Annotated in this window: 18 protein-coding genes and 1 pseudogene; 9 read left to right on the top strand and 10 right to left on the bottom strand. The window is 40.1% G+C overall.

Translation table 11 applies throughout. From position 1 onward, the window contains the following. The first annotated feature begins 36 nt into the window (after window positions 1-36). The 6 genes from AACQ38_RS11360 to AACQ38_RS11330 all read left to right on the top strand — a co-directional run bounded on the left by AACQ38_RS11360 (window position 37) and on the right by AACQ38_RS11330 (window position 6,024). Entirely contained in the window at window positions 37-285 is a 249-nt protein-coding gene (locus tag AACQ38_RS11360) for a hypothetical protein (protein WP_242685567.1), read from the top strand. Beyond that, a complete protein-coding gene (mazG, locus tag AACQ38_RS11355; protein WP_242685566.1) occupies window positions 191-940 on the top strand; it encodes a nucleoside triphosphate pyrophosphohydrolase in 750 nt (249 codons plus the stop codon). The genes AACQ38_RS11360 and mazG overlap by 95 nt, the downstream gene beginning before the upstream one ends. Window positions 941-1,161: 221 nt before the next feature. Further along, a complete protein-coding gene (gene pyrG, locus AACQ38_RS11350; protein WP_011145277.1) occupies window positions 1,162-2,799 on the top strand; it encodes a glutamine hydrolyzing CTP synthase in 1,638 nt (545 codons plus the stop codon). 73 nt (window positions 2,800-2,872) lie between these two features. Then, a complete protein-coding gene (gene eno, locus AACQ38_RS11345; RefSeq protein WP_011145278.1) occupies window positions 2,873-4,174 on the top strand; it encodes a phosphopyruvate hydratase in 1,302 nt (433 codons plus the stop codon). Between the two features lie 156 nt (window positions 4,175-4,330). After that, complete coding sequence (locus AACQ38_RS11340) at window positions 4,331-4,486, top strand: type II toxin-antitoxin system RelB/DinJ family antitoxin (protein WP_165578152.1); 156 nt, start codon at window positions 4,331-4,333, stop codon at window positions 4,484-4,486. Between the two features lie 830 nt (window positions 4,487-5,316). After that, window positions 5,317-6,024, top strand: a complete 708-nt coding sequence (locus AACQ38_RS11330; RefSeq protein ID WP_058589001.1) for a hypothetical protein — start codon at window positions 5,317-5,319, stop codon at window positions 6,022-6,024. Between the two features lie 21 nt (window positions 6,025-6,045). Here AACQ38_RS11330 and AACQ38_RS11325 read toward each other — a convergent pair whose 3' ends face one another. Further along, window positions 6,046-6,186, bottom strand: coding sequence for a hypothetical protein (locus AACQ38_RS11325; protein WP_158536555.1), 141 nt, complete (start codon window positions 6,184-6,186; stop codon window positions 6,046-6,048). A gap of 28 nt (window positions 6,187-6,214) precedes the next feature. Between AACQ38_RS11325 and AACQ38_RS11320 the strand changes: the two genes are divergently transcribed. From AACQ38_RS11320 to AACQ38_RS11310, 3 genes are all read left to right on the top strand, one after another. Beyond that, window positions 6,215-7,396: a cysteine desulfurase family protein gene (locus tag AACQ38_RS11320; RefSeq protein ID WP_109791354.1), complete on the top strand. Its 1,182-nt coding sequence runs from the start codon at window positions 6,215-6,217 to the stop codon at window positions 7,394-7,396. A gap of 22 nt (window positions 7,397-7,418) precedes the next feature. Beyond that, window positions 7,419-8,612: an MFS transporter gene (locus AACQ38_RS11315; protein WP_011145281.1), complete on the top strand. Its 1,194-nt coding sequence runs from the start codon at window positions 7,419-7,421 to the stop codon at window positions 8,610-8,612. Between the two features lie 562 nt (window positions 8,613-9,174). Continuing rightward, window positions 9,175-9,384 carry a helix-turn-helix domain-containing protein gene (locus tag AACQ38_RS11310; RefSeq protein ID WP_125026268.1) on the top strand — a complete coding sequence of 70 codons (210 nt, stop codon included), beginning with the start codon at window positions 9,175-9,177 and terminating at the stop codon, window positions 9,382-9,384. Window positions 9,385-9,704: 320 nt separating this feature from the next. Here AACQ38_RS11310 and AACQ38_RS11305 read toward each other — a convergent pair whose 3' ends face one another. The 9 genes and pseudogenes from AACQ38_RS11305 to AACQ38_RS11265 form a co-directional block, all read right to left on the bottom strand. Beyond that, window positions 9,705-10,427, bottom strand: a complete 723-nt coding sequence (locus AACQ38_RS11305) for a helix-turn-helix transcriptional regulator (protein ID WP_165578151.1) — start codon at window positions 10,425-10,427, stop codon at window positions 9,705-9,707. A gap of 160 nt (window positions 10,428-10,587) precedes the next feature. Next, window positions 10,588-11,310, bottom strand: a complete 723-nt coding sequence (locus tag AACQ38_RS11300; protein ID WP_165578150.1) for a helix-turn-helix transcriptional regulator — start codon at window positions 11,308-11,310, stop codon at window positions 10,588-10,590. Window positions 11,311-11,451: 141 nt separating this feature from the next. After that, a pseudogene (locus tag AACQ38_RS11295) lies at window positions 11,452-11,652 on the bottom strand (helix-turn-helix transcriptional regulator); the annotation flags it as partial. Window positions 11,653-11,966: 314 nt separating this feature from the next. Then, window positions 11,967-12,689: a helix-turn-helix transcriptional regulator gene (locus AACQ38_RS11290; protein WP_165578149.1), complete on the bottom strand. Its 723-nt coding sequence runs from the start codon at window positions 12,687-12,689 to the stop codon at window positions 11,967-11,969. A 300-nt stretch (window positions 12,690-12,989) separates the two neighbouring features. Next, window positions 12,990-13,712, bottom strand: coding sequence for a helix-turn-helix transcriptional regulator (locus AACQ38_RS11285; RefSeq protein WP_165578148.1), 723 nt, complete (start codon window positions 13,710-13,712; stop codon window positions 12,990-12,992). A 317-nt stretch (window positions 13,713-14,029) separates the two neighbouring features. Then, window positions 14,030-14,752, bottom strand: coding sequence for a helix-turn-helix transcriptional regulator (locus AACQ38_RS11280; RefSeq protein WP_165578147.1), 723 nt, complete (start codon window positions 14,750-14,752; stop codon window positions 14,030-14,032). 137 nt (window positions 14,753-14,889) lie between these two features. Next, the gene (locus tag AACQ38_RS11275; RefSeq protein ID WP_165578146.1) at window positions 14,890-15,612 is read right to left on the bottom strand and encodes a helix-turn-helix transcriptional regulator; all 723 of its coding nucleotides are present in this window, start codon (window positions 15,610-15,612) and stop codon (window positions 14,890-14,892) included. 161 nt (window positions 15,613-15,773) lie between these two features. Further along, entirely contained in the window at window positions 15,774-16,496 is a 723-nt protein-coding gene (locus AACQ38_RS11270) for a helix-turn-helix transcriptional regulator (protein WP_109791948.1), read from the bottom strand. A gap of 160 nt (window positions 16,497-16,656) precedes the next feature. Then, window positions 16,657-17,379: a helix-turn-helix transcriptional regulator gene (locus AACQ38_RS11265; protein WP_165578145.1), complete on the bottom strand. Its 723-nt coding sequence runs from the start codon at window positions 17,377-17,379 to the stop codon at window positions 16,657-16,659. Window positions 17,380-18,249: the final 870 nt, after the last annotated feature.

Raw genomic sequence — 18,249 nt, 5'->3', positions numbered from 1 at the left:
GGTGAGCGAGTGCAGCCAACAAAGAGGTAACTAAAGATGACGGGTATAACCCTATGGATTTCAAGCTGCATCGCGACGGCAAGGGAGAGAATCCCCGGGAGCATAGCAAACTATGTGACTGGGGTGAGCGAGTGCAGCCAACAAAGAGGCAACTTGAAAGATGACGGGTATAAAACGGTTACTGGGGATTATGGCACAGTTGCGCCATCCTCAGCAGGGATGTCCTTGGGACAAAGAGCAGACATTCAAAACGATTGCACCTTATACGCTAGAAGAGACTTATGAAGTCATTGATGCCATTGAGCGCGGTGATTTTTCTGATCTGAAAGAAGAGCTGGGTGATCTGTTATTTCAGGTAGTGTTCTATGCTGAAATGGGCAAAGAGCAACAGTTGTTTGATTTTGATGATATCTGTAATGCGATTAGCGATAAGCTGGAGCGCCGCCATCCACATATTTTCGGTCAGCAGCAGGATATCAGCAGTGATGTGGCTATCAGTGGTTGGGAAAAACGTAAGGCGCAGGAAAGAGCGCAAAAAGATCTACATTCGGTCCTTGATGACATTCCTGCAAGTCTGCCGGCATTGATGAAAGCGTATAAAATACAGAAACGTTGTGCTGCGGTTGGTTTTGACTGGGATACTTTGGGGCCGGTGTTAGACAAAGTTTATGAAGAGATCGACGAAGTGATGGATGAGGCTCATCAGGCGGTGGTTGATCAACAACATCTGGAAGAAGAGATTGGCGATCTGTTGTTTGCCGTTGTGAACTTATCCCGCCATCTCGGATACAAACCGGAAATTGCATTGCAAAAAGCATGCAATAAGTTTGAGCATCGATTTAGAGAAGTAGAAAAGCTGATCCTGAAGCAAGGTCACACTTTGGAAGCGGCAACATTGGAAGAAATGGAACAAATGTGGCAACAGGTTAAGAAGCAATAACCGCAAAGCTGAGATTTTCAATTGCTTACAGTAGGGCGATTTTTCTTAAATAAACTAACCTGATGAATTTAAATAATAATTAGGGGAGTTTCTTGGCTAAAGTATGGTGGAAAATATCTTATTTGCGTTCAGATTATTTGTGGCAAATTTAAGGTTCGGGTATACTGCTTTCCCGTCCTAGTTATATCCATCATCTTTAAACCTAAACTTTCAGGTTCAGCATGAAAACTAATTATATTTTTGTGACCGGCGGGGTCGTATCCTCTCTGGGTAAAGGCATTGCCGCAGCCTCTTTGGCGGCTATACTCGAAGCCCGTGGACTCAATGTCACGATTATGAAACTGGACCCGTACATCAATGTCGATCCAGGTACGATGAGCCCAATCCAACATGGGGAGGTCTTCGTTACCGAAGACGGCGCTGAAACTGATCTCGATTTAGGTCACTATGAGCGTTTCATCCGCACTAAAATGACTCGCCGCAATAACTTCACTACGGGGCGAGTTTATTCCGAAGTTTTGCGTAAAGAGCGCCGTGGTGACTATCTGGGGGCGACGGTTCAAGTTATTCCTCACATCACCAATGAAATTAAAGATCGCATCATCAGTGGTGGAGAAGGTCATGACGTGGTGCTGGTGGAAGTCGGTGGTACTGTCGGTGATATCGAATCGCTGCCATTCCTTGAAGCTATTCGTCAAATGGCGGTAGAAGTTGGCCGTGAACACACTTTATATTTGCATTTGACACTGGTGCCTTATCTGGCAGCGGCTGGCGAAGTTAAAACTAAGCCGACTCAGCACTCGGTAAAAGAACTGCTCTCTATCGGTATTCAACCGGATATTCTGATTTGTCGTTCAGATCGCGTCATTCCGGCTAATGAACGTGCAAAAATCGCTCTTTTCTGTAATGTGCCAGAAAAAGCGGTTATCTCCCTAAAAGATGTTGATTCCATTTATAAAATCCCAGGGCTATTGAAATCTCAAGGCTTAGATGATTATATTTGTAAACGATTCAGCCTTGATTGCCCGGAAGCAAATTTATCCGAATGGGAGCAGGTCATTTACGAAGAAGCGAATCCTTCCGGTGAAGTCACTATTGGGATGGTGGGTAAATACGTTGAACTGCCTGATGCGTACAAATCCGTGATTGAGGCATTGAAGCACGGCGGGTTGAAAAATCGCTTGACGGTTAACATCAAACTGCTTGATTCCCAGGATGTTGAAACTCGTGGTGTTGAATTATTGAAGGGACTGGATGCGATTCTGGTTCCTGGTGGTTTCGGTGGCCGCGGTGTGGAAGGCAAAATCATGACAGCTCGTTATGCGCGTGAGAACAACATTCCTTATCTGGGAATCTGTCTCGGCATGCAGGTAGCATTGATTGAGTTTTCTCGTCATGTTGCGGGCTTGGAAAAAGCCAGCTCAACAGAATTTGAACCTGATTGCCGGTTGCCGGTTGTTGGTCTGATCACCGAATGGCGTGATGAAGACGGTAATTTAGAAGTGCGTAGCGAAGAGAGTGATCTTGGTGGAACGATGCGTGTGGGCGGGCAGCCATGCCACCTGACAAAAGATAGCTTGGTGCGCACTTTGTATGGAGCAGATACGATTGTTGAGCGTCATCGGCATCGTTATGAAGTGAATAATTTACTACTGAAACGTATTGAAGATGCGGGTCTGCGGGTAGCGGGTCGTTCAGTAGACAATAAATTAGTCGAAATTATTGAGATCCCTGACCATCCTTGGTTCGTGGCTTGTCAGTTCCACCCAGAATTTACTTCCACTCCTCGTGATGGCCATCCGTTGTTTACTGGTTTTGTTAAAGCCGCCGGTAAATACCAGAAAGGCCAGCTCAAATAAGATGTGCAGTGAGTGACGGTATGAAGTGTTTCCGTCACTCACCTGAAATGTAACTTGTACTGAGGAAAACCTAATGTCCAAAATCGTTAAAGTGATCGGTCGTGAAATCATTGACTCCCGTGGTAACCCAACTGTAGAAGCAGAAGTGCATCTGGAAGGGGGCTTTGTGGGTTTAGCGGCTGCACCCTCTGGTGCATCTACCGGTTCTCGCGAAGCGTTGGAACTGCGTGACGGTGACAAATCCCGTTTTATGGGTAAAGGTGTATTGAAAGCTGTTGATGCAGTAAATGGCCCGATTGCACAGGCAGTTATCGGCCAGGATGCGAAAGATCAGGCTAACATCGACAAAATCATGATCGACCTGGATGGTACTGAAAATAAATCTCAATTCGGTGCTAATGCGATTCTGGCGGTTTCTCTGGCTAATGCGAAAGCCGCAGCAGCAGCGAAAGGTATGCCGTTGTACGAGCACATTGCTGAATTGAATGGCACTCCGGGTAAATTCTCTATGCCGTTGCCGATGATGAACATCATCAATGGTGGTGAGCACGCGGATAACAACGTTGATATCCAGGAATTTATGATTCAACCGATTGGAGCAAAAACGCTGAAAGAGGCGGTTCGTATCGGTTCTGAAGTTTTCCATAACTTGGCTAAAGTTCTGAAAGCAAAAGGCATGAGTACTGCGGTTGGTGACGAAGGTGGTTATGCGCCTAACTTGGAATCTAACGCTGCTGCGCTGGCTGCTATTAAAGAAGCGGTAGAACAAGCAGGCTATGTTCTGGGTAAAGATGTCACTTTGGCTATGGATTGTGCTGCTTCTGAATTCTACAACCCAGAAACCGGTAATTACGAATTGAAAGGTGAAGGTAAGACTTTCACTTCTCAAGAATTCACTCATTACCTCGAAGATTTGACCAGAAAATATCCGATTGTTTCTATTGAAGATGGCTTGAATGAATCTGACTGGGAAGGCTTCGCTTACCAGACAAAAGTGCTGGGCGAAAAAATCCAGTTGGTTGGTGATGACCTGTTTGTTACCAATACTAAGATCCTGAAAGAAGGTATTGAGAAAGGCATTGCTAACTCCATTTTGATTAAATTCAACCAGATTGGTTCTCTCACTGAAACACTGGCAGCGATTAAAATGGCAAAAGACGCAGGTTACACGGCGGTAATTTCTCATCGTTCTGGTGAAACTGAAGATGCGACTATTGCTGATCTGGCAGTAGGTACCGCGGCAGGTCAAATCAAAACCGGTTCTATGAGTCGCTCTGATCGCGTTGCTAAATACAATCAGTTGATCCGTATTGAAGAAGCTTTGGGTAACCGCGCTCCTTTCTATGGCCTGAAAGAAGTAAAAGGTCAGGCTTAATAGGTAATTAATTAAGTATTAGAATTAAACAGGAGGGGTAAAACCCTCCTTTCAAAGAATACAGAGGCAAGAACTGATTTGCTTGGCAGTTTTGATGTGTTGAGCGTTTCTGATCCTTTTGCCGGTAGTGGAACAACGACTATATAAAAGTGAAGTATGGTTATTAATCGATTAGCCGCAGAAGGTCGGTTGCCGGATGGGTTGCAGCAACCGAATAGCGAGACGTTACAGGCAATTCATGATCTAGAGAACGGGATAGGTGTTCACCGTGCCAACACGCTTGATGAATTAAAAAGTGATTTAGGCTGGTAACAGTGCTGATTTTCATTTATCAGAGCCGATTTAAATATGTTTGTTGAGCGGAGAGCTAGCTGTGATTCGAAGAGAAAGAATTAAGTTGAGCTGTGTGTAATAGGTTGATGTTTGAGCATGACAAACCTGAAATAATTTTATTCTTCCAAATGAAAGGCTAAAACCCTCCTTCATAAGGGTAATAGCCTGATAACTTCTACAACGTCAATTTTTGAGTTTTCCTGAGGCAGTCGGTCGGTGCAGCCATGTTTTCACATATGAAACTTTTCGCCGATGGCTTAATAGCGAGAATCCCCCCTTTAATGTTGCTGAAAAGATTTACCTTGATATAACGGATTTTAGTTAGCTGTCTCAACAACAGTTCGGACATATCCATACTTGGCAACTAGAGCCTTGTATTGGTGTGACAGAATTACCCGGTAAGCTGAGAGCTAAATGATGTCCGATGGTCGGGCTCAGAGCCTCGACTGCAAGGTTAAAAAGAAAAAAACATTTAAACAAGACGAAGATCTATTTTTTAATAGAAAAGACACGCTAACCTTTAGTCAGAACTCAGAACTCAGAACTCAGAACTCAGAACTCAGAACTCAGAACTCAGAACTCAGCTTTTTTATGGCAATTATACTTTTGCTTGATATCAGACATATTTATTTCATAACCGGGGTCGCAAGAGAAAAAGATATTTAACGTACGTGAAATTATAAAGATCGCCTTATTTTCCATTCGTTATATTGACCACTCTTTATAGAACTTCCCCGATCTAAAAATTAATGGATTTTTGCGGTCATCCTTATACGTACGATCCATCTTGGAAAAGGATATTGATGAAAATGAATCAGCGAGAAACTAACGTAAGCATATTGGCAGGGAATTCACGAGTTTATCTCAATAAGGATAGCGAGATAGTTGTCGAGGCTCAGTTGAAAGCCTTTGAGGCTGCTCTGATGTTCGCCAAACGAAGCCAAGATGAATGTGGTCAATTACCGAGGATATCCGTGGCGTTCGATCATCATGGGATATTCCGCCTCCAGTTCCTGATAAATAATCTCACTAATTCTCAAAAACGGAACCCTCGTCTGAGTCATCTCCACGCCTCGATCAGGAATATCTTCTTGCCCGTAGCAGAAAAATATCAGATTCCGCTCAGTGAGATACGTGTTATTCACGAAGATTCAGCCAGGCAGCACCTTGTCCACATCCTAGCCGCTGGAGAAATACCCGAAATCATCACACGGCGGATGGTGTCCAAAAACCTCGCTGACGGCAAACCACCGACATCAGATGCTGCTTACGAAGAGCCGACTCAGAAACTCACCTGTGCAGCAATTACGAAGGAGTACTTTGAGAAAGCTGCCGGTGATCACAAAGGCTCAGATACTATTCTGGAGGTGTTCTTTGAGGATTGCGCTTGGTCGAGAGCTTTGGCCTATGTGCGTGGGCTGCAACTCAGTCATATGCTCGGTGTTTCAACCGCCATTCGTCTTAATCTTGTTAATGAAGAGGGGGAGGTGAGTCAAGGTGATGTAATTACTGCCTAGCAGATATATACCCGTTATCTTTCAGGTTGCCTCTTTGTTGGCTGCATTCACTCTGGTTACATAGTTCTCTATGCTCCCGGGGATTCGTTTCCTTGCCGCCGCGATGCATCTTGAAATCCATAGGGTATAGATATAGTCAAGATAATAAAAAAATAATTTCATCTTCGTTTGTTAGTGGGGGAAATAAATTATGTACAACTTAACCCGGCCGATATATTTGGATAACAATGCTACAACGCCATTAGATCCCGACGTGCTTCAAACTATGATGCCCTATTTTACCAGCGCTTATGGAAATGCTGCCAGTAATCACCATGCATTTGGGTGGAAAGCTATGGAAGCTGTTGATAATGCAAGAAAATTGATATCAACATCGATAAATGCGACGAGTCATTCCGATATTATATTCACGTCGGGTTCTACCGAATCGAACAATCTTGCAATCGCGGGCCTTCAACATCGGGGCAAAAGGGGGCATGTCATCACATCGACAATTGAGCATAAGGCTGTCCTTGATTGTTGTAGTAGGCTCGAAGCAATGGGAACGGAGGTGACCTATTTACCGCCGCAAAGCGACGGCATCGTATCCCCAGATTTAATATCTCGTGCAATAAGAGATGATACCTATCTCGTTTCGATTATGGCCGCCAACAACGAGATTGGTTCAATACAAAAAATTGAAGAGATAGGCGCGATCTGTAAGGAACATGACATTCCTCTTCATACCGACGCCACGCAAGCGCTCGGCAAAATAAAATTTGATGTACAGCGCATGAATATCAGCCTTGCCTCATTTTCTGCGCACAAAATATATGGACCAAAGGGGGTCGGTGCACTTTATATCGATTCACGTAATAAGAATATAACACTCGCTCCTCTCATCGTTGGTGGGGGACATGAGCGAGGCTTACGCTCTGGAACTCTTAACGTCCCGGGGATAGTAGGCTTCGGGCGGGCCGTCGAACTGTCGGTTAAAAACTTGCCTGATGAGTCGATGAGGTTACGTTATTTACGGGATTTGCTTCGTTCGTATATTATCGAGAATGTGGCTGACGTTCGGATAAACGGTCATCTTACCGAATGCCTTCCCGGTCTGTTAAATGTCTCCTTCAACGGTTTGGATGCTGATTCGCTTTTGCTGGAGCTTTCCGAAGTTGCGTTGTCCTCTGGGTCTGCATGCACATCCGCTAACAGGGCACCGTCACATGTACTGAAGGCAATCGGCGTCAGTGATGCACAGGCTCAAGCCAGTGTGCGCTTCGGGTTAGGAAGATTTAATAATGAAGACGAGATACGCTATGTTTGTCTCCGTCTGGAAAAAGCGGTGAATAAACTGAGGTCGATGGTGCCAAAGCCATTCGGCGTCCTGTAATAATTAAGATGGAGTTTGACTTATGCGAACAATGTCGGCACTTTTTCTCCTGTTCGGAACCCTGTTCACTGCGGGGGGATATGGTGCCACCTTTCTTATTTCCGCGTATTTTCGCTCACAAGGGGGGAGTGACATTGACACTGGGACGACCCTTAGCGTGGCCTTGGTCGGCACTTTGATTGGCGTTCCTTTGGTTGGATGGTTTGCCGGGCAACTGGAAGCATCACGCCTTGCAGCCCTCGCGGCGCTGGCGATGTCTTGTGGTTATTTTCTTTTAGGGGGTTTCAGCGGTGAACTGAGTTACATCCCGCGTATCGCAGCATTTTTGATTGGACTCGGTTGGGGAATGTTCTATATCAGTGGGCCTATGGCGTTGTCAGAGCGTGTCACTGATGCTGACAGGGGCCACTGGTTTACCCGTTTCAGCGCGTTTCAAATGGCTGGAATTTGCGGCAGTCCCATCCTCCTCGCCGCCGCGGTTGAACAGGCAGGAGTGCCCATACAAACAACGTTTCTCTTTGTTGGCGTCATTGGCATCCTCGCCTCACTACTTCTGGCGACCTTTGGGATCAGGGAACCGCATGGTCAACGGGAGTTATCACTGAGACCTTGGGTGAGAAAAATAACCAAGATTGCTGCCAGCAGTGCGATCCGTCCTATTGTGATGGTAGGTCTGGGAGGCTGCGTATTCTCTGGAATGATGTCGTTCCAAAGTTCGTTGGTTGAAGGGACTCAAGCAAATGCAAGTACATTCTTTGCTGTACATGCAGCGACTGTGGTTGTGTCGCGGCTTTTGTTAGCCCGGCGTTTATCGATGATGCCCCGTATCCCATTGGTCATCGCGCTGATGTTATTCTTAATCATGGGCATTCTGGCCCTGTTAGGCATACCAGTTAACCCCATGTTCCAGGTTTTGGCGGCCATGTTAACGGGAATAGGCTATGGATTGGTGTATCCCGTTATTCAAACATGGGCAGTAAACGATTCTGCGCTTGAGAATCGTCACGCTGCCCTCACTTGGTTCGTTGTCGCCTACTTTGTGGGGATATTTGGATTTCCTGCAATAGGTGGATGGATATTAGTGGGTGCGGGCAAGACCTTGTTTATCCTCACTCTGGCTGCAATAGCTTCTCTTGAACTTGGGGTGGCGTTATTGGGAGGGAGATGGTTTTGCCGCATTAAGGATAGGTTAACGGCACAGAATGAAGCACGTTAACAGTCATTCAGCCAGTCGATAATTATCGACTGGCTGATTTGCCGTTGCACAAGTCATTTTTCGATGGACATAAAGTATTTAATGGGTGTTATTCCTCGTAATTGAAGCGCTTTTTTAGGGCATTCATTAATGTATTTTATGCAGCTTCCAACATTTCCCAAAATAACTAAACTTTTTAAATATTCGAGTATTCATAAAAGAACATTTATTAACGATTAAAATTCATTTATGACTTTTAATCGTTAGATATAATATTTTCTTATTCGGAGAATATTTGGCTGTACTTAGCGGGATTTAACGTTTTAGTACAGTTATTTTTTAGTATTCCGCACCAGTGCGGACTCAGGGGAAAAGCTGTAACAATATATACCCTATGGATTTCAAGATACATCGCGACGGCAAGGGAGCGAATCCCCGGGAGCATAGAGAACTATGTGACCGGGGTGAGCGAGTGCAGCCAACAAAGAGGCAACTTGAAAGATAACGGGTATAAAAATATAAATTTGAAGAAAGTATGAATATAGCACCTTGAATAACCAAACTGAAAGGAGAATAAGGAATGATTGTAAAAAACGACTGGCACCCGGCTGATATTATTGCAGGGCTTAAAAAACGGGGAACGTCGTTAGCTGCTGTTTCAAGGGATGCGGGGCTTGCATCATCCACTTTATCAAATGCTTTGCATCGTCCGTGGCCTAAAGGTGAGAAACTCATTGCTACCGCTCTAAATTGTGAGCCTTTTGAAATATGGCCAAGCAGATATTCAAAATGAAATAAAATAAACTTCTCGAAAAAAAGTCAATGAGAAGAGATTAAGTACCTGAAACTTTTCTAGTGTTTTGTGGAAAGTTTCAGGTATGATTAAAATGGAGTGATTAACTCCTTGCCTTGATGTTTGTCATAATTAATTTTTCTGTATAAATTATTTAATCTTTTGTACTGTGCTGACATTCCTCTCTATATTTCTGTTGATTTCGCGGATCGCCAGATAGGCGTAATATTACAAAAGCGGGTAAACCAAAAATTTTTTTGGAAGTGGGTAGGATTCTGCTTGGCAGAACCCTAATGGAACAGTGACGGAGTGGTTCATTGTTATGCCAGAGTTATATAGGGATTCGAGTTAATAAATCGGGTAGGAGCATAGTTATCATACCCCTTACCTCTGCAATATTCTTTTAACTGGCTTAATGAATTTATCCCTATTTTCTGATAAATGATATGTAGCCTGCTTTGTACCGTTCTATAGGTAATACTTAATTTTCTCGCTATATCTTTAGCGCTTAATGATTGCAATGCAAAAAATACTATATCGAACTCTCTGTCGGTAAATAAATCAGTTGGTTTGCCAAAAGTTAATGACTCTGGATGAATGTTATTTTCAAAATGATACATGGAGTAAATTTCAAGTTTTTTGCCGTGTCCAACAATGCCAATGCATTCTCCATCCTTCATTAGCGGTGTAACATTGGTCAGAAATGGTTGGATCATTTTTTGTTTCCCACCATAAGTCAAGGTGTTTAATACTGGAATGGTTTTTTGACTCGTCATTACAACATCACAACTCGCTTGTATAATATTTTCAAACTCAGACCACGGTGCTGGACACTCACCATCAAGCCTCCCTTCTATATTAAAACCTTTAGGAAGACCGCTGTAATAAATCATTGTATCGTTGGCATAGATGAATCGATGTTCCTTGTCTTTTATAGCCCAAAAATCGTTGCTGTTTTCCATATATGATATAAAGGCGTCAAAGCTTTTTGAATGAACATCCAGATCTTTGTTTACAGAGAAACTCATCGTGTTATCTTTCATAATTTCACCTATTATAATTGAACTGTAAAACTGTGATAACCTCCATGTGAGGTATCCCGTAAAATCACCCTTCGCGTTGCTGAGTGAGTTTTGGCCGGAGCATAAGGTTCTGCTTGGCAAAACCCTAATGGCATAGTGATAATAACGATGTGGTTCATTGTTATGCCAGAGGTATAAAGGGATTAGGGTTAATAAATCGGGTAGGAGCATAGTTATTATATCCTTTACCCCTGCAATATTCTTTTAACTGGCTTAATGAATTTATCCCTATTTTCTGGTAAATGACATGTAGCCTGCTTTGTACCGTTCTATAGGTAATACTTAATTTTCTCGCTATATCTTTAGCGCTTAATGATTGCAAAGCAAAAAATACTATATCGAATTCTCTATCTGTAAAAATCTCAGTTGGGTTGCCAAATGATAATGATTCAGGATGCCTGTTGTTTTCAAAATGATACATGGAATAAATTTCAAGTTTTCTACCGTGCCCCACAACCCCAATACATTCTCCATCCTTCATTAGTGGTGTAACATCGACCAAAAATGGTTGGATTATTTTTTCTCTCCCGCCGTAAGTGAAGGTGTTTAATACCGGAATAGTCTTTTGAGTCGTCATTACATTGCCATCACTAGCATGTACAATATCTTCAAGCTCAGACCACGGAGCTGGACACTCACTAACAAGCCTCCCTTCTATGCTAAAACCCTTAGGAAGACCGCTGTAATAAAGCATAGTATCATTGGCATAGACGAATCGATGTTCGTTGTCTTTTATAGCCCAAAAATCGTTGCTGTTTTCCATATATGATATAAAGGCGTCAAAGCTTTTTGAATGAACATCCAGATCTTTGTTTACAGAGAAACTCATCGTGTTATCTTTCATAATTTCACCTATATGATTAAACGGTAAAACTGGAATAACTTCTATGTAAGGTTATCACTTTTACGACACAATGGATAATTATGTTTATGAGTTTCAAAAGGGGACTCTCTTTGGTGTGGACGATTTTACAAAGGAGCAGNCAAGCCTCCCTTCTATGCTAAAACCCTTAGGAAGACCGCTGTAATAAAGCATAGTATCATTGGCATAGACGAATCGATGTTCGTTGTCTTTTATAGCCCAAAAATCGTTGCTGTTTTCCATATATGATATAAAGGCGTCAAAGCTTTTTGAATGAACATCCAGATCTTTGTTTACAGAGAAACTCATCGTGTTATCTTTCATAATTTCACCTATATGATTAAACGGTAAAACTGGAATAACTTCTATGTAAGGTTATCACTTTTACGACACAATGGATAATTATGTTTATGAGTTTCAAAAGGGGACTCTCTTTGGTGTGGACGATTTTACAAAGGAGCAGTTTCCTGTAATCATCTTCAATATGCTAATATTTTATTTAAAACTTACTGATTAATTATATTTTAATAAATAATTTCAACATGAAATATACTGGATGGAATGCGAGAGAAACAAGGTGTAAGGTTCTGCCAAGCAGAACCCTAATAGCATAGTGACGATAACGGTGTGGTTCATTGTTATACTAGCGGTATATAGGGATTCGTGTTAATAAATCGGGTAGGAGCGTAGTTATCATACCCCTTACCCCTGCAATATTCTTTTAACTGGCTTAATGAATTTATCCCTATTTTCTGATAAATGATATGTAGCCTGCTTTGTACCGTTCTATAGGTAATACTTAATTTTCTGGCAATATCTTTAGCGCTTAGCGATTGTAATGCAAAAAATACTATATCGAACTCTCTATCAGTAAATAAATCAGTTGGTTTGCCAAAAGTTAATGAGTCAGGCTGAATGTTGTTTTCAAAATGATACATGGAATAAATTTCAAGTTTTTTACCGTGACCAACAACCCCAATGCATTTCCCATCTTTCATTAGGGGGGTAACATTGAGCATAAATGGTTGGATCATTTTTTGTTTCCCACCATAAGTCAAGGTGTTTAATACTGGAATGGTTTTTTGACTCGTCATTACAACATCACAACTAGCTTGTATAATATTTTCAAACTCAGACCACGGTGCTGGACACTCACCATCAAGCCTCCCTTCTATATTAAAACCTTTAGGAAGACCGCTGTAATAAAGCATAGTATCATTGGCATAGATGAATCGATGTTCGTTGTCTTTTATAGCCCAAATATCATTGCTGTTTTCCATATATGATATAAAGGAGTCAAAGCTTTTTGAATGAACATCCAGATCCTTGTTTACAGAGAAACTCATCGTGTTATCTTTCATAATTTCACCTATATGATTAAATTGTAAAAACTCCCATGTAAAATTATCACTTTTACAACACAATGGATAATTATATTTATGAGTTTTGGGCACCTATTTGGTGCGGATGATTTTACAGAGGAGCAGTTTCTATAATCACCTTCAATATGCTAATATTCTATATTGTATAAAATTTTTATTAGTAATTATGTTCTTAATGAATAATTGCAATATGCTGGATGGAATGTGAGAGAAACAAGGCTTAAGGTTCTGCCAGGCAGAACCCTAATAGCATAATGACGATAACGGTGTGGTTCATTGTTATACTAGCGGTATATAGGGATTAGGGTTAATAAATCGGGTAGGAGCGTAGTTATCATATCCCTTACCCCTGCAATATTCTTTTAACTGGCTTAATGAATTTATCCCTATTTTCTGATAAATGATATGTAGCCTGCTTTGTACCGTTCTATAGGTAATACCTAATTTTCTAGCAATATCTTTGGCACTTAGTGATTGCAAAGCAAAAAATACTATATCGAACTCTCTATCAGTAAATAAATCAGTTGGTTTGCCAAAAGTTAATGAATCAGGGTGAATGTTGTTTTCAAAATGGTACATGGAATAAATTTCAAGTTTTTTACCGTGCCCAACAATGCCAATGCATTTTCCGTCCTTCATTAGAGGAGTAATATTGACTAGTAGTGGTTGGATTATTTTTTGTTTCCCACCATAAATGAAGGTATTTAGTACCGGAATAGTTTTTTGACTTGTCATTACGTTTCTATCATTAGCTTGTATAACATCTACAAAATCAACCCACGGTCCTGGACATTCAATATCAAGCCTACCTTCCATATTAAAACCTTTGGGTAGGTTGCAGTAATAATGTGTAACATCATTAGCATAAACGAATCGAGATTCGCTATCTTTTATGATCCAAAAATCGTTGCTGTTTTCCATATATGATATGAAAGCATCAAAGCTTTTTGAATGAACATCCAGATCTTTATTTACAGAGAAACTCATAGTGTTATCTTTCATAATTTCACCTATATGATTAAACGGTAAAACTGGAATAATTTCCATGTAAGGTTATCACTTTTGCGACACAATGGATAATTATATTTATGAGTTTTTGGGCACCTATTTGGTGCGGATGATTTTACAGAGGAGCAGTTTCCTGTAATCACCTTCAATATGCTAATATTCTATATTGTGTAAAATTTTTATTAGTAATTATGTTTTTAATGAGTAATTGCAATATGAAATATGCTGGATGGAATGTGAGAGAAACAAGGCTTAAGGTTCTGCCAAGCAGAACCCTAATAGCATAGTGATGATAACGGTGTGGTTCATTGTTATGCCAGAGGTATATAGGGATTAGGGTTAATAAATCGGGTAGGAGCATAATTATCGTACCCCTTATCTCTGCAATATTCCTTTAACTGGCTTAATGAATTTATCCCTATTTTTTGATAAATAAATTGTAACCTGCTTTGTACTGTTCTATAGGTAATACTTAATTTTCTCGCTATATCTTTAGCACTGAGTGATTGCAACGCAAAAAATACTATATCGAACTCTCTGTCGGTAAATAAATCAGTTGGTGTGCCAAAAGTTAATGAGTCAGGGTGCCTGTTGTTTTCAAAATGGTACATGGAATAAATTTCAAGTTTTTTACCGTGTCCTACAACGCCAATACATTTTCCATCCTTTATTAGCGGTGTAAGATCAGCTAGAAACGGCTGGATCATTTTTTCTTTCCCTCCATAAATGAAGGTGTTTAGTACCGGGATGGTTTTTTGACTCGTCATTACGTTTTTATCGTTAGCTTGTATAATATCTGCAACCTCAGACCACGGAGCTGGGCATTCACTATCAAACCTCCCTTCTATGTTAAAACCCTTAGGAAGATCGCTGTAATAGAGTGCAACATCATTAGCATAGACGAATCGAGATTCACTATCTTTTATAATCCAAAGGTCGTTGCTGTTTTCCATGTATGATATAAAAGCATCAAAGCTTTTTGAATGAACATCCAGATCTTTGTTTACAGAGAAACTCATCGTGTTATCTTTCATAATCTCACCTATCATGATTGAACTGTAAAACTGTGATAACCTCCATGTGAGGTATCCCGTAAAATCACCCTTCGCGCTGCTGAGTGAGTTTTGGCAGAACCCTAATGGCATAGTGATAATAACGATGTGGTTCATTGTTATGCCAGAGGTATATAGGGATTCGTGTTAATAAATCGGGTAGGAGCATAGTTATCATATCCCTTACTCCGGCAATATTCTTTTAACTGGCTTAATGAATTTACCCCTATTTTTTGATAAATAAATTGTAACCTACTTTGTATCGTTCTATATGAAATACCTAATTTTTTAGCTATATCTTTAGCACTGAGTGATTGCAACGCAAAAAATACTATATCGAACTCTCTATCTGTAAAAATCTCAGTTGGATTGCCAAATGATAATGATTCAGGAGGTTTATTAATTTCCATATGATACATTGAAAAAATTTCTAGCTTTTTAGCTCTGCCTACTACGCCAATCGACTCTCCATCTTTTATCAAAGGCGTGACGTCCGTCATAAATGGTTGAATAATTTTATCCCTACCGCCATACATAAATGTAATCAAAGTAGGAATGACTTTTTTTTCCTCCATTACTCTACGATCATTAGATTGAATAATATCAGCAATCTCAGACCAATAAACCGGGCATTCACTATCCAGTTTACCTTCAACATTAAACCCTTTGGGTAGTCCGCTATGATGAAGTCCGTAATCATTCATATAGATAAATCTCGATTCCTTATCTTTTATATACCAGAACTCATTACAGTTCTCCATATACGATATGAAAGCATCAAAGCTTTTTGAATGAACATCCAGATCTTTATTTACAGAGAAACTCATCGTGTTATCTTTCATAATTTCACCTATCATGATTGAACTGTAAGACCGTGATAACGTTCATGTGAGGTATCCCACAAAACTGTTTTTCGCTTTGTTAAGCGAGTTTTGGTCGTCGCATAGGATTCTGTTTAGACAGAATCCTAATGGTATAGTAACGACAGCAATGTTGTGCATTGTTATGCCAGAGGTATATAGGGATTAGGGTTAATAAATCGGGTAGGAGCATAGTTATCATACCCCTTACCCCTGCAATATTCTTTTAACTGGCTTAATGAATTTATCCCTATTTTTTGGTAAATAAATTGTAACCTACTTTGTACCGTTCTATAGGTAATACTTAATTTTCTAGCTATGTCTTTAGCGCTTAGCGATTGCAAAGCAAAAAATACTATATCGAACTCTCTGTCGGTAAATAAATCAGTTGGTTTACCAACAGTTAATGACTCGGGATGAATGTTGTTTTCAAAATGATACATGGAATAAATTTGAAGTTTTTTACCGTGCGACACAATCCCAATGCATTCTCCATCCTTCATTAGCGGTGTAACATTGACCAGAAATGGTTGGATTATTTTTTCTTTTCCGACATAAGTGAAGGTGTGTAGTACCGGAATGGTCTTTTGACTCGTCATTACATTGTTATCGTTAGCTTGTATAATATTTTCAAACTCAGACCACGGTGCTGGACATTCACCATCAAGCCTCCCTTCTATGTTAAAATCCTTAGGAAGACCGCTGTAATGAATCATAGTATCATTGGCATAGATGAATCGATGTTCCTTGTCTTTTATTACCCAAACATCATTGCTGTTTTCCATGTATGAGATGAAAGTGTCAAAGCTTTTTGAATAAACATCCAGATCTTTATTTACAGAGAAACTCATAGTGTCATCTTTCATAATTTCACCTATCATGATTGAACTGTAAAACTGTGATAACCTCCATGTGAGGTATCCCGTAAAATCCCCCTTCGCGTTGCTGAGCGAGTTTTGGGCGGAGCATAAGGTTCTGCTTGGCAGAACCCTAATGACATAGTAATGACAGTGATGTTACGCATTGTTATACCAGAGGTATATAGGGATTCGTGTTAATAAATCGGGTAGGAGAATAATTATCGTACCCCTTACCCCTGCAATATTCTTTTAACTGGCTTAATGAATTTATCCCTATTTTTTGATAAATGATATGTAGCCTGCTTTGTACCGTTCTATAGGTAATACTTAATTTTCTGGCAATATCTTTAGCGCTTAATGATTGCAAAGCAAAAAATACTATATCGAACTCTCTATCTGTAAAAGTCTCGGTTGGTTTGCCAAAAGTTAATGAATCAGGGTGAGTGTTGTTTTCAAAATGATACATGGAATAAATTTCAAGTTTTTTGCCGTGTCCAACAATGCCAATGCATTTCCCATCCTTCATTAGCGGTGTAATATCGACCATGAATGGCTGGATTATTTTTTGTCTTCCGCCATAAGTGAAAGTGTTTAGTACCGGAATGGTTTTTTGACTCGTCATTACGTTTTTATCATTAGCTTGTATAACATCTTCAAACTCAGCCCACGGTGCTGGACATTCACTATCAAGCTTGCCTTCTATGTTAAAACCCTTAGGGAGGCCGCTGTAATAAAGCATAATATCATTCGCATAGACGAATCGAGATTCGTTGTCTTTTATGATCCAAAAGTCGTTGCTGTTTTCCATGTATGAAATGAAGGCGTCAAAGCTTTTTGAATGAACATCCAGATCTTTATTTACAGAGAAACTCATAATTTTATCTTTCATAATTTCACCTATCATGATTAAACTGTAAAACTGTAAAACTGTAAAACTGTAAAACTGTAAAACTGTAAAACTGTAAAACTGTAAAACTGTAAAACTGTAAAACTGTAAAACTGTAAAACTGTAAAACTGTAAAACTGTAAAACTGTAAAACTGTAAAACTGTAAAACTGTAAAACTGTAAAAACTTCGATGTAAGGTTATCACTTTTACGACGCAATGAGTAATTATGTTTTTAATGAAGAATTACAATATGGAATGTGAAAAAATTCGCTGTTCATGTAATTGGTTTAATTAAGTGTGAAAATCTGACGTGTGTATTGATTTTCGCTCTTGTTTATAATCGAGCAGTAAAATAATTTTATAGCTCGTGGTCCTATTCTCTTAGGTTAAATAATGTGGATGATCGCTTTTAGTGCCATTTGAAAGATAACGGGTATAGACAGCATTAATCTAATAACAGAAGTCAAAGCATTTAACAGGGTTAACCCGATTAGCTGCGAAAAAAGGAATAAAAAAGTTTATTTAATTACATTAAAAATGATTAAAGGAATGAGGGGTGTTTTAAAGTCATTAGCATACCTGTTACCCTCTTTAGTTTTAAATCTAAAAATATAAGAAGGAAAAACTAAGGGTCAGTTTAATGAAAACGGTTAAATTAAATATTATTCAGGAAACGAAAAAGACCATTGGGCTTTAAAAAGCGGTTAAAACTTTGTACGATTAAAACCAGAAATTTAAATAGTGGGCGGATTCGACTAATAAGTGCAATTTTTCAGAAGGGCGGTCAGTTGCTATAGTAGGCATCTTTCTCGCCAAAGGAAAATGCACTATGGCCTATACACAACTGACCGAAACAGAAAGATACCAGATT

It is taken from the genome of Photorhabdus sp. RW14-46, assembly GCF_963887965.1.
GTDB lineage: Bacteria > Pseudomonadota > Gammaproteobacteria > Enterobacterales > Enterobacteriaceae > Photorhabdus > Photorhabdus laumondii.
The sequence above is the reverse complement of the archived record's forward strand: the minus strand, read 5'-3'. Positions and strand labels throughout refer to the sequence as shown.